General features: G+C 34.5%; 11 protein-coding genes, 1 pseudogene and 1 riboswitch. Of the genes and pseudogenes, 4 read left to right on the top strand and 8 right to left on the bottom strand.

Features of this window, described 5'->3' with window-relative positions; genetic code table 11:
* Positions 1-279: 279 nt before the first annotated feature.
* Complete coding sequence (locus tag BCER98_RS10590; protein ID WP_012094529.1) at positions 280-1482, bottom strand: M20 family metallopeptidase; 1203 nt, start codon at positions 1480-1482, stop codon at positions 280-282.
* Positions 1483-1574: 92 nt separating this feature from the next.
* Positions 1575-1679, bottom strand: a riboswitch (SAM riboswitch).
* 75 nt (positions 1680-1754) lie between these two features.
* The gene (locus tag BCER98_RS10595; RefSeq protein WP_012094530.1) at positions 1755-4064 is read right to left on the bottom strand and encodes an AAA domain-containing protein; all 2310 of its coding nucleotides are present in this window, start codon (positions 4062-4064) and stop codon (positions 1755-1757) included.
* A gap of 113 nt (positions 4065-4177) precedes the next feature.
* Between BCER98_RS10595 and BCER98_RS10600 the strand changes: the two genes are divergently transcribed.
* Positions 4178-4570 (top strand): VOC family protein, encoded by a 393-nt coding sequence (locus BCER98_RS10600; protein ID WP_012094531.1) that lies wholly within the window; start codon positions 4178-4180, stop codon positions 4568-4570.
* 172 nt (positions 4571-4742) lie between these two features.
* Here BCER98_RS10600 and BCER98_RS21070 read toward each other — a convergent pair.
* Together BCER98_RS21070 and BCER98_RS10605 are read right to left on the bottom strand one after the other, a co-directional pair.
* A pseudogene (locus BCER98_RS21070) lies at positions 4743-4868 on the bottom strand (D-cysteine desulfhydrase); the annotation flags it as partial.
* A 223-nt stretch (positions 4869-5091) separates the two neighbouring features.
* Entirely contained in the window at positions 5092-5913 is an 822-nt protein-coding gene (locus BCER98_RS10605; protein WP_012094532.1) for a UTP--glucose-1-phosphate uridylyltransferase, read from the bottom strand.
* 193 nt (positions 5914-6106) lie between these two features.
* Between BCER98_RS10605 and BCER98_RS10610 the strand changes: the two genes are divergently transcribed.
* From BCER98_RS10610 to BCER98_RS10620, 3 genes are read left to right on the top strand one after another with little or no spacing between them, the layout of a single operon-like run.
* Complete coding sequence (locus BCER98_RS10610; RefSeq protein ID WP_012094533.1) at positions 6107-7393, top strand: UDP-glucose dehydrogenase family protein; 1287 nt, start codon at positions 6107-6109, stop codon at positions 7391-7393.
* Entirely contained in the window at positions 7390-8334 is a 945-nt protein-coding gene (locus BCER98_RS10615) for an NAD-dependent epimerase/dehydratase family protein (protein WP_012094534.1), read from the top strand. The genes BCER98_RS10610 and BCER98_RS10615 overlap by 4 nt, the downstream gene beginning before the upstream one ends.
* A gap of 12 nt (positions 8335-8346) precedes the next feature.
* On the top strand, positions 8347-9537 hold the full coding sequence (locus tag BCER98_RS10620) for a glycosyltransferase family 4 protein (RefSeq protein ID WP_012094535.1): 1191 nt from the start codon (positions 8347-8349) through the stop codon (positions 9535-9537).
* Positions 9538-9600: 63 nt separating this feature from the next.
* Here the strand turns inward: BCER98_RS10620 and BCER98_RS10625 are convergent, their stop codons facing one another.
* The 4 genes from BCER98_RS10625 to BCER98_RS10640 form a co-directional block, all read right to left on the bottom strand.
* Positions 9601-9861 (bottom strand): hypothetical protein, encoded by a 261-nt coding sequence (locus BCER98_RS10625; protein WP_012094536.1) that lies wholly within the window; start codon positions 9859-9861, stop codon positions 9601-9603.
* A gap of 79 nt (positions 9862-9940) precedes the next feature.
* Entirely contained in the window at positions 9941-10426 is a 486-nt protein-coding gene (locus BCER98_RS10630) for a hypothetical protein (protein ID WP_012094537.1), read from the bottom strand.
* Positions 10423-11487 (bottom strand): spore coat putative kinase CotS, encoded by a 1065-nt coding sequence (gene cotS, locus BCER98_RS10635; RefSeq protein ID WP_081428433.1) that lies wholly within the window; start codon positions 11485-11487, stop codon positions 10423-10425. The genes BCER98_RS10630 and cotS overlap by 4 nt, the downstream gene beginning before the upstream one ends.
* 23 nt (positions 11488-11510) lie before the next feature.
* Positions 11511-12647 carry a glycosyltransferase family 4 protein gene (locus BCER98_RS10640; RefSeq protein ID WP_012094539.1) on the bottom strand — a complete coding sequence of 379 codons (1137 nt, stop codon included), beginning with the start codon at positions 12645-12647 and terminating at the stop codon, positions 11511-11513.
* Positions 12648-12682 lie beyond the last annotated feature (35 nt).

A 12682-nucleotide genomic window follows, 5' to 3' on the forward strand; every position in this document is an offset into this window, starting at 1 on the left:
TTTTTTACTGTAATATTTTGAATAACAACTGAAAGGATATAAGAGAATGAATGATAAGAAATACTTTTAAATGAAAAGTTATTTTTTCACCCTTTTTCGATATTTATATCCGTGCTTTTCGTAAAAAACATTTAACTTCGGATGATAAGCAACACAATCCCGCTGTACGTACTCTTTCTCTTTTTCTCATGAATCTACTCGATTCCTTTTGTGCTGATTTCATATTTTACAAAAGAAGAAAGAAGTTTAAAGATGCCTTCAAACTTCTTTCCCGTTCTTTTATTGATTTCTCTTCACTTCTTTAAATTCTTCTTTCACCTGCTCAAGCGTTCCTTCTTCCGTCATTAAACGATATGCTGTATAAGCGAGCGCTTTCGCAGCTGTAATGAGCGCCTTATCTCCCAATTCAGAACGAGCTGCTTCTCTAAACTCATTTGTATGAGCGATTAAATCGTCTGGGCCAATTTTAATATATGGATGGATGGTTGGAACAACTTGACTGACGTTCCCTGCATCTGTTGAGCCAATACCAAATCTTTCTTTTCGATGCACGTTTTCTCCAAGCGATTCTAATTCTTCAGCAACTACTTCATTCAATGTTTTTGTTATAAGCAACTCATCAATTTCATTTTGAAATGGATCTATTTTTACTGTTGTCCCGGTAGCTAATGCCGCTCCTTGTGCAATATTTTTCACCTTTTCCGTCACTTCTGTACATCTTTTCCGCGTTGCTGCACGAATAAAGAAACGAGCCACCGCATAATCTGGAATAATATTTGGAGCCTTTCCTCCTTCTGTAATCACACCGTGAATTTTCACATCCGTAGGTAGCTGCTGGCGAAGTGCATTAATGCCATTGTACAATTGAATGATGGCATCTAATGCATTAATCCCTTCCTCCGGTGAAGCTGCTGCATGCGCTGATTTCCCGTAAAAGTGAAAATCAAGTGGATCTACCGCAAGAGACGGACTTGTTGTTGCTGTTTTCCCACTAGGATGAATCATAAGCGCCGCATCAACATGATGAAATAATCCCGCTTTCACATAGCTAGCTTTTGCACTTCCATTTGGTCCCCCTTCTTCCGCTGGCGTGCCAAACACAACAATCTCACCGCCAATCTCTTCAAGCGTTTCTGATAAAGCAATCGCCGTCGCCACGCTAATTGTTCCAATTAAATTATGACCACAAGCATGACCTAGTCCAGGCAATGCATCATACTCTGCTAAAAAAGCGATGGTAGGCCCTGCTTTTCCTGAACTTTTTCTTGCAATAAATCCTGTTTCATGTCCAGCGATATTGTGTTGCAATTGAAATCCCGCGCTGCCGAGTAGTAAACTTAACGTTCGAGATGCGAAGAATTCTTGATTACCGATTTCAGGATTCGCATGAATAGCATGACTTGTTTGAATATACTTTTCTTTATGTTTTTCAATACTCTCTTGAATGATGTTACGATGTGATGTTACTTTTGTTATTCCCATTTCCTTTACTCCCCCTTTTATTTACACGTAAAAAAGCCTCTTTCCTAAAAGATAGAAAGAGGCTTTCGCATATACATTCAAACTACGCTTCTTTCTTATCTTTCAAGTCTATTACTTGCTGGAATTGGCACAGTATTCATAAAGAATCCGCTGCCGAGGCTTCATAGGGCCAGTCCCTCCACCTCTCGAGATAAGAATTTTCACAAAATTATATTAAATTATTTTTATTCTATTGTTATTCCGAGTAAATGTCAAGGAATTCCTATCTGATTTTACCGAATATCTAAAAATCCTGTTAATACACCAATTGTTTCTGGTGCTTCCAGTCTTGCACATATATACGGAAATTCCGGACTCCCTTCAAACATCATTTGCGATGTTAACGGAGCTCCTGCCCAAAAGATTTCATCATCAATGACTAAAAACGGGAACGATTTATTTTGTCTTTGTACTCTTACATTTTTTAGCGGAATAGAACCATCACTATAAATCGTTACTTGTGCATTCGTACGCATTAACGCTTGCCATACTCTCTTATCAATTTTCCTTGTACTTGGCAACGATAAAACAATTTTTCGTTTTGCCGTCAAAATATCTTTTAGTACCCCTTTTGGTTCCTCTAGATTCATTTCCATAAACCAACGTAAGCGCTTCGTAATTTTCCGCTCCCATATTTGACGTGATGTTGTGCGATCATACACATTTCCGTGGCGCTCTATATGAGCGGTTAACTGTGATAATGCTTGTTTTCTTGAAAGATTTTTACGCATATATTGACAATCTGACAGCTGAATGAACTTCCCTCTCGCCCTTGTTACGGCTACATTCACAAGGCGATGATTTTTGTGATCAAAAAATAGCACACCAGGGCGCTCTTGCGGGTAACTATCAACCGTATCAAATATTATCATATCCCTTTCAGAACCTTGAAATTTATGAACCGTTGCTGCTAAAACTGGTACATTCCGATATTTCGTTTTTTGCAACATCTCTCTTATACCTGTTGATAAAAAGCGAGATTGCGCTCGGTACGGCGTCACAACACCAATTGATTGAACACCATCTAATACTCCAATTAAAATCATTTGTATCGCCACTAAGCCAGACATCATATTAAAACGCGATCCGGAAGCAGCATCTTTTAAAGAATAAGCCCCCATTAGGCTCGTATCAAATAAAACAGTTGCCTCGTTTGCGAACGGTTGTAACTTTGCTAGTTCTTTACGCTTTGAAACAGACGGATGATCATAGACTCTATTTTTATATATAAATGAATTTGTAAATTTCGCGATATCCGCATGCATCCGTCTTTGTTCCTGCAACATATATACATTCGGATGCGCTTCAGATTGATTGACAGATTCTACAATTCCCACATGATAAAATATATCTTCACAAAGCCATTTTCGAACAAGTTCATGGTTCGCCATTGCGATTGGCGGCAACTGCAAGAAATCTCCGCAGATGACAATTCGTTTTCCAAGTGCAGCTGCTAAAGCAATTTGCGGAACATACGCCATACTGACTTCATCTACTATAACTAGATCAAATGTACGTTCATAAATCAGCGCATCAATTGCGCATTTTGATAATGTTGCACCAATTACTTGTGCATTTTCAATATACTCTCTTTCTACTTCTTTCATTTTCGCTCTCTGTTTTCGAAGATCACTTTCAATTTCTTGCATGCGTTTCTTATCAGAAGCAGTCGCTTTATAAGATAGTATTTTTTCGCGCAAATCTTGGCGCATCTCTTCTAAATAAAGTCTTTCTTCCCCCCATGAACCATTTGTCGTTTCTACAAGTCTTGAAGCAAGTAATGTCTCGTGATTACGTATATGTTCATGTTGGCTAAAACCATAACGAACAATTTCTCCTGGCGTCCATTTATTTTTCTTCTCAATTTGCTTCGTAACTTCACTCATTAACACGTCCACTGCCGCATTACTATGCGCTAATACAAGAACCGATTTTCCTTTTTGATAATGAGCAGAAATAATCCGTGATAAATTATACGACTTTCCTGTTCCAGGTGGTCCCCAAACGTATGTTGTCGCATTGTAAAACGCTCGATACGCTAATTCATTTTTCGGATTTTTCATTTTTTCAATATGCTTCGGCGTGTTCGTTCCATCTAATAAACGTCTTATACGTTGACGCTTCTGCTTTTCTTTTCTCGCTTCTTTTAATCGCTCCTGAAGTTGTTCTAACAGTTGCCACGGTTCACTGTATAAAACAGCTTCTCTAATTTCACCTTGAATATAATCATTTAATTTCAATTCTATTTCTAACCCATGTGCTGATAATACTTCCCCGGTCGCTTCCTCGCCGTCGAACTCAATTCGAATAGGTGAACCTTCAGGTAAGCTGACCTCCGAAATAAGCTGAAATACGTAAACTGTATTTTCATAATCTGTATATAAAAAACGACCATTTATGATAGAAATATTACTTCCACCTATCGTTTTCCAATGTTTAATTTCATAAGCTAACGCTTGATGCCACTCTTTCATCGTTTCCGTTAATGAAGGAGTTTGCTGAGTTGTATTCATAAAATCGTCTCCTTCCTTCTCTCCAAACATACTTTCTCACTATATCATATATCACACTAATATTTGTAAGATTTATATCTTGCTTATTTTCTTAACATTCCATATTATGATATATATAAAATTTTCAGAAAGAAGGATTCTATATGCCAGTAAGAAGAATTGAACACGTAGGTCTTATGGTTGCAAACTTAGAAACTTCGATTTCCTTTTACAAAGAAGTAGTTGGATTACAACTGCTGAAACGTATGGGACATCCCGATCCCAATCTAAAACTTGCTTTTTTAGGTGCAGAAGAATCAAAAGAAACAATATTAGAACTTATTGAAGGCTATAACGCTTCTCTTCCAACAGAAGGAAAAGTACATCACATTTGCTTTAAAGTAGATTCCTTAGAAGATGAAATTCAAAGGCTAAAACATTTACAAGTAACTTTTTTATTAGGAGAAGAAATTGAAACATTGCCAGACGGAACACGTTACATATTCTTCGCTGGTCCTGATGGAGAATGGATTGAATTTTTTGAGACGGAGCGATAGTAATTAAAAAAAACCAAAAAATCAAGTTTTAGTAATGTTTCGGTTTCACTATTATTATCGTATACTACCCTTTTTCATTTTACTTAATCTTGTCATTGCATCTGAAAACACTTAAAATCATGTACATAAAAAAAGGAAGCATGGAAATTTCCGATGCCTCCTTTTTATCTACTTATACAAAAAGAGAAGTATTCGCATACAAAGCTGGTGAACCACCTGAATGTACGAATAAAATGTTGTCTTCTTTTTTAAACTTCCCTTTTTGAATGAAGTCGATTAGTCCTGCTACTGCTTTACCCTACACACAAGTTTGTCCAAAGTGGTCTAAGATTTATTTACCCATTCTTTGGAATATTGGTATAAAAATAAATCTATCAGCCTCTTTCAAATCAATACACTCTCTACGCTAGAATTAGAGTACTTTTACTATGTTTAATCTAAATACATTACAGAAAAATAAAAAGAACAAAGTAACTTCTGTAAACCCTTTCTTTATAAATTGTTACATGAATAAGTGTTTTTTAATTCGTGTTTGCTCTATTTTTTCCATGTATATAATTAAGAAGATGAACATAATCATTTTCTTGTCCAATATCAAATCGCTTCCCATCGATAATTTTCCCATATACTTTTTGGATAGCAATTAAAGAATGAATTGCATCGGTTAGTTGATACTCACCTCCGACACCAGGCTGCACATTTTGTAACAAAGAAAAAATATCAGGTGTAAAAACATACCTTCCAATAACCGCCATATTAGATGGGGGATTTATTTTTGGTTTTTCAACAATATTTGTAATGTCCATATACCCCTCTTTTATCATATCGCCTTTCACAACCCCATACTTATCTAAAAATTCATTTGGTACTGTGTGGACGCCGATTACACTACTTTTTGTCTCTTTATATATCTTAATTAATTGATTTAAAGCAGTACTTTTATCCGAAATGATAATATCATCTGGCAAAAGTACAGCAAAAGGTTCATTACCAATGAATGCTTCACCTAATTTTATCGCTTCACCAAGGCCTCTCGCGTACGGCTGTCTCGTATATAGTATTTGAATGTCAGGAATCACAAAACTCTTTAATAAATAAGATTTTTGTTCTCTTTCTAAGAAAGCTTCTAACTCTAATGAATGATCAAAGTAATCAACTATTAAATTTTTTCTTTTTGAAACCACAATTAATATTTGCTCAATCCCTGATTTTACAGCCTCTTCTACAATATAATGAATCGCAGGTTTATTCCCTATTGGAAACATTTCTTTCGGGACTACTTTGGTAATTGGAAGACTTCTCGTACCATAACCTGCAGCTGGAATGATTGCTTTTTTAATCACTATCCTCTCTCCTTCTGCATATTTATCATATTATATTCAATATTCCTCTTACCTGCTCATCACAAAATTTAAAAAGGCTTTTACCCCTTACTTTTTCACTTGTACAAATAGGGCCTCCTTATATGTCACCAATTATACTTCTCCATCAATATACTATACTAACGGGTACTCATTTTAGAAAGGTGGACATCATATGAATATATGCATTATAGGATCTGGTTATGTGGGGCTAACATCAGCAGCAGTACTAGCTGATTTAGGACACCATGTTATTTGTGTAGATAAGGATCAAAATAAAATTCGTTCTCTTCAAAAAGGAGAGTGTCCCATTTACGAGCCAGATTTAAAAGAACTTATTCACAAAAATCGTAATCGTTTAAAATACTGTCATGAGATTGATCAAGCTATTAAACTCTCCTCAGTTATTATCATCACCGTAGGAACTCCTTCAACATCAAATGGAAAAACAGATTTAACATATTTCTACTCTGTTATTGATTCGTTAGTTCCGGCTATAACATCATATAAAACAATTATTACGAAAAGTACAGTTCCACCAGGCACAAATCAATATTTATATGAAACACTCATTAAAAAAGGTGTTTCACCATCCCTTTTTAATGTTGTTTCTAATCCTGAGTTCCTTCGCGAAGGCTCTGCTGTACATGACATGTTCTTTCCGGATAGAACAATTATAGGGGTTCAAAAAAATGATAAAAAATCATTTGAGATCATGAAAAAAATATATAAAAATATTCATGCTCCGTTCTTTTGGACTGGTTTAGATGAAGCAGAAATGATTAAATATGCAGCAAATGCTTTTTTAGCTACAAAAATATCTTTTATAAATGAGATTGCTCGAATTTGTGACGTATACCACATTGATGTTGTTGAAGTAGCGAAAGGGATTGGCTATGATTTTCGAATTAATCCTCATTTTCTGCAAGCTGGACTGGGGTATGGTGGATCATGCTTTCCAAAAGACTTGCAATCACTTATCTATACAGCAACTGATAGGCAAGTCACTGTCCCTATTTTACAAGCAGTCCAATCTATTAATTCTACACAAGTAGATCTCTATATTGAAAAAATCAAAAACTGTATAGAACAATCTGCAAAAAAAATAACTATTTTAGGGATTTCCTTTAAGCCACATACGGACGATATTCGCAATTCACTTGCAATAACACTTCTCGAAAAATTAGTGCCTCTTGGCTACGATCTTCACACTTATGATCCAAAAGCCGTTCTTCCTATCCATTTAAATAAGTACGTTACCCAACATGAGCAATTAGAACCCTCTATTATAAACTCTGATTGTGTTGTTATTGCCACGGAATGGGACGAATTTAAATCACTGAATTGGAAACAAGTGAAACAAGCGATGAAAGGAGACCTAATTGTTGATGGACGAAACTGCCTTACTAAAGAGGAAATAGAGAAATCCAGATTACGCTATGTAGGAGTTGGTCGCTCATGAAAATACTTGTTACTGGAGCAGCTGGTTTCATCGGTTCTCATTTATGTGAAGAATTACTAAAAGATAAATCCTATTCCGTAATCGGAATAGATCATTTTATTGGCCCTACTCCGATGCAATTAAAGATCAATAATATCCGTTCTCTCATAACAAACTCACGTTTTGAATTTATACAAGAAAATATTTTAAGTGCAAACTTATCAAAAATTTTACAAGATGTCAGTGCCGTATATCATTTAGCTGCTATTCCTGGGGTCAGAACAAGTTGGGGGAAAGATTTCCATCCCTACGTTACGAATAATATACTCGCTACGCAACATTTACTTGAAGCATGTAAAAACAAAGACTTAGATAAATTTATTTATATATCAACATCTTCTGTTTATGGTGAAAAATCTGGTGCAGTTTCTGAAGATTTATTACCGATTCCACTTTCTCCGTATGGTGTGACCAAATTAAGCGGAGAACACTTGTGTCATATTTATCATACAAATTTTCATATACCAACTATTATTTTACGATACTTCACAGTATATGGTCCAAAACAACGTACAGATATGGCATTTCATAGATTTATAAAACAACTAATAGAAAATAAACCTCTTACCATATTTGGTGATGGAACACAAACACGCGATTTCACTTATATCGATGATTGTATAAAAGGAACAGTAGCTACTTTAAAAACAAGAAAAAATATAATTGGTGAAGTAATAAATATTGGTGGAAAAGAGCAAGCATCGATTTTAGATATTATTTCTATGTTAGAAAAAATTGTAGGTCAACGTGCAATACTGAATTTTTCAAAAGGTGTACCCGGCGAGCCGAAACAAACATGGGCAGACATATCTAAAGCACAATCATTACTACAATATTCCCCATCGGTTTCATTATTTCATGGATTAAAAGCAGAATATGAGTATATGAAGCAATTATATTAAGGAGGCTTGTTTATGAAAATCGCATATATATGTACAGAAAAATTACCGTCTCCGGCCGTAAAAGGCGGTGCTATTCAAATGATGATTGATGGTGTTTCCCCTTATATTAGTCAAGAGCATGAACTTACTATCTTCTCTATTTCAGACCCCATTCTGCCAAAACAAGAAACAAAGGGGAGTATCCATTACATCCGATTTCCTCAAGAGGAATATGAACAACAAATTATAAAAATACTCCCGACTAAAAATTTTGATATTATACATGTATTTAATCGCCCTAAAAATATACCACTATATAAACAAGCTTCTCCCAACAGTCGATTTGTACTTGGACTTCATAACGATATGTTTGCAGAACACAAGATGACACTCTCTGAAGGAAATCTTATTATCGAAATGGTTACTGCTATTGTAACTGTTAGTAATTATATTAAACAAACAGTAATCGAAAGATTCCCTCAAGCCGAAGAAAAAATTTCGATTGTCTACTCAGGAGTAGATTTAACACACTCCCCTTCTATCTGGACACCAACTGGACAAGAAATCAGAAATAAATTTCGTAAAAAATATGCTATACAAAATAAGAAAGTCATCTTATTTGTAGGGAGATTAACAAAAAATAAAGGTCCCCATATTCTCATTCAAGCTATGAAAGAAATTATTCAAGCACACCAAGACACTGTTCTAGTCATTGTGGGTGGAAAATGGTTTAGTGATAATAGTGTGAATAAATATATTAGAGATTTACACAAACTTGCCCGCCCTGTTAAAGAACATGTGATTTTCACCAAATTTATTCCTGCAGATCAAATTCATAACATTTTTTTAATGGGAGATATATTTATTTGTAGTTCACAATGGAATGAACCGTTAGCACGTGTTCATTACGAAGCAATGGCAGCTGGCATTCCCATCATTACAACAAATCGTGGCGGAAATGCAGAAGTTATAACAGATGAATATAACGGATTGTTAGTACAACAGTATAATAACCCAGCAGAATTTACTAGGCTGACTAATGCTCTATTATCTCAACAAGAATTCGCGAACTGGATTGCTAAAAATGGCCGTTGCGTTGTTGAAAAAAATTTCACATTTATGCATACAGCTCAAAGACTAAAACAAGTATATAAACAAGCAGCAACTTCTATTAATTTATCTACCACTAAATTCAAATACTCTTTTAAAATTCAAATTATCTAAAATATTATTTTCCTTTAACATCGTAGTATAAAATAAATCCCCCTTCTCAAAGGGGGATTTATTTTAAGCATCGTCTTCTTCGTCTTCTTCATCTTCTTCATCTTCGTCTTCTTCATCTTCTTCATCTTCGTCTTCTTCATCTTCTTCCGTAAAGCTTACTTCTGTTCCATCGATATATTCAATTTCAACTTCTATACCAGAATGTGCTCCAGATTGAATTACTTCAGCTAAAGCTTTTAATACATTCTGTATCTCTTCTTCTGAATTAACAGTAAATTCATTCTCAAAATCTATTTTTATTTTTGCTTTTTTTACCTCTTCCATGTCATTTACTCCTTTTTATAGATTTATATATAATATGTTAAAAATACATAAAAAGATTGATTTATATGCGGACTTTTTGCTATTCTTTTTCCGATTTATTTTTTACTATTTTCGCTATCCACGGACCATTTAATAGTGGCTTTGGTACAATCATTTCAATTTCTTCGTTTCGCTTTTTTAATTCCGTTACTACAGTATTTTGTTTTCCTTCTAGCTTTATAGTATTTTGAATATCCTCTTCGTTTATTGGATTAACGATTTCCTTAGTTATTGAGGGAGATTTCGGATTATTTATTTCTTCAATTACTTCACTAGTAATTTGCGTTGTTTTCGTATTATGTTCTTCTAAATCTAACAAGCTAACTGTCGGAAATTCCACTAACTCTATCTCTTTTATAGACATTATATTTTCTATTACAGATGCTTCATCTAATACAATATTATCTTGTTCTTCTAACGCCTTTTCGTACTCTGAAAGCGCCCAACCCATTGGTCCTGGTGGAGAAAAAGCAAACTTATCTAAATTTAAAATAGGGATTACTATTTCTTCTTGCCTTGGCTTCATTTTATTTCCCCTCCATTTCTACTCTTGATTTCACGATAAATATCAGAAAACTGTTGTAGAAATTCCTCCTTCGAATCTTCAAGCGCAATAACATTTTGTAACGCCCAAATATATTTTTCATCAGACCAAGAGCGTTTTTGTTTTAAATAATATTTATGTGCAATCGAACAAAATAAATGAGGAAAAGATAAATCAGTCCATAATATACGAAATTGCTTTTCTGATAAACTGTTTTCTAAATCATATGCACTCAGCATATGAATCGCTAAATCTATATCCCAAGTTGCCATTTTTTTCATTACTTTATTTAAAATAATTCGCAGATCTCTCACTGGTAAATCATGTGTAATAGAATGTAGTTCTTTCATAAAAATCGCATTATCTATTTCTGTAAATCTCGCTAAAGTGAAATCTTGTTGGCAAAAACTCTTATTTGTAATAATTTCTTTTGTCCATTGGTTATAAAATGGATCATCTATTTCTTGTAAAGCTCGTTTACCACGTACTAACATTTTATCAACGTACTCTAAAAACATAGTTGAAAACATATCATTAGGAAAAGATTGGGCAATTCTTTTGTTACCTTCTAGCTCTTGTAATTTCCATCTATATAGTTTATGCCATTTCCCTAACCGACTCCGTGTTTTACTTTCTATTTGTGGTATATACCCTTCCGATGCTTTATGGAATTTTCCAGCGTATATAAGCACCTTCTCTAATTGCTCTTTATTATAGTAAATAACTTCTTTTCCTTGATATTTATCATATAATACATATGCATACTCCCCCGATCCAATACAAAACCCGCCCCTTTTTGTTTTATGAATTTGCGTAATTGGTAGTCCATTTTGAAGAAGGTGTAAATGTGCTCCAGCAATAAACAACATCCGTTCGGGTTTCATTTGTGCTTGTTTTAATATTTTCACCCCTTCCTCTGTTTCTACTTCCCAAATTGTTCTCCCACTTCTACTTGATTGTAGAGTAATATTATTAATTTCAAATGGATAAAAACCTAGTACCTTATTTAAATGCTCTCGCTCTAATGCAGGTGTTTCTTCCAACATTCTTCATCTCCTCTTAAAAACTATAAAACTCCCTTATACACTTCTAATAAATTCATAGCCACTCGATCCCAACTAAATTCTTTCTCAACTTTTAAACGTCCATATTTCCCCATACGTTCTCTTTTGTTTTCATTACTCAATAGATGAATAATTTTTTCTGCATACGCATCGGGGTTCTCAAAATCATCAACAACATAGCCATTCTTTCCCTCTTCAATTACTTCAGGATTTCCACCTCTATTGCTTGTGATAATTGGTAACCCAGCAGCCATTGCCTCATAATGTACTCTAGCAAGTGGCTCTTGCCACTGGGAAGAACATACAAAAATATCCGACATAGCATAAAGAGTTGGAATATCTTTTGGCTTTACAAATTTAATAAATACTACATTTTTTTTAAACATCGCACCTAATGTATATAAATGTTTCACGTAATTATTTACATTGTTATCTCCAAACCATTTTGAACCGATAAAAACCATTACAATCTCTGGATACTGCTCAATGATTTTCGGAAGAGCTTGCAATAAAATATGAGGACCTTTCACTTTACTCAAACGTCCAACAAACAAAACAATTTTTTTATTTTGCAACTGTAACTCTTTTTGTACATAATGTTTAAGTTCTTTTCCATTCGTTGTCCAGGAGGGATCATATTGATTCACGTCTACACCTGAATATACTGTTTGCGTCTTAGATTTTGCTGTTGGAAAGCGAGAAGTAATCGTTTCTCCTATATAATCGCTGACTGTAACAATCTTTGAAACAATTGAAATGCATACTTCTCCTTCTTTATCACTTATTTTTTCATGTGCAAACATTTCATTGTGCACACTTAATACGAATTTTGTTTGTGGTGCCACTCCATATAACAATGAAACCCAACTAGGACGATTACACAGGTGAATCACATCATATTTTTCTTTTTTCAAATGCTCAATTATATTCGGAAGGTATTCATTTTCTGGGAAACGTATATATCGTACATTTTGCTTTGTTTCCTCAGTTTGTAAATCTGGATCTGCTATTGAAATAACTGTTATATTTTTCCCCTTTGAGGCAATAATGGTTGCGACAGAATCTATATAAATTTGAATAGCTCCACCTCGTACAGCTGGCACCGGTAACTTTTCAGTAGATATTATCGCAATTTTCATCCAAACCCCTCCTTTTTGATAAAAATCCAATTCCC

It is taken from the genome of Bacillus cytotoxicus NVH 391-98, from assembly GCF_000017425.1.
Lineage (GTDB): Bacteria > Bacillota > Bacilli > Bacillales > Bacillaceae_G > Bacillus_A > Bacillus_A cytotoxicus.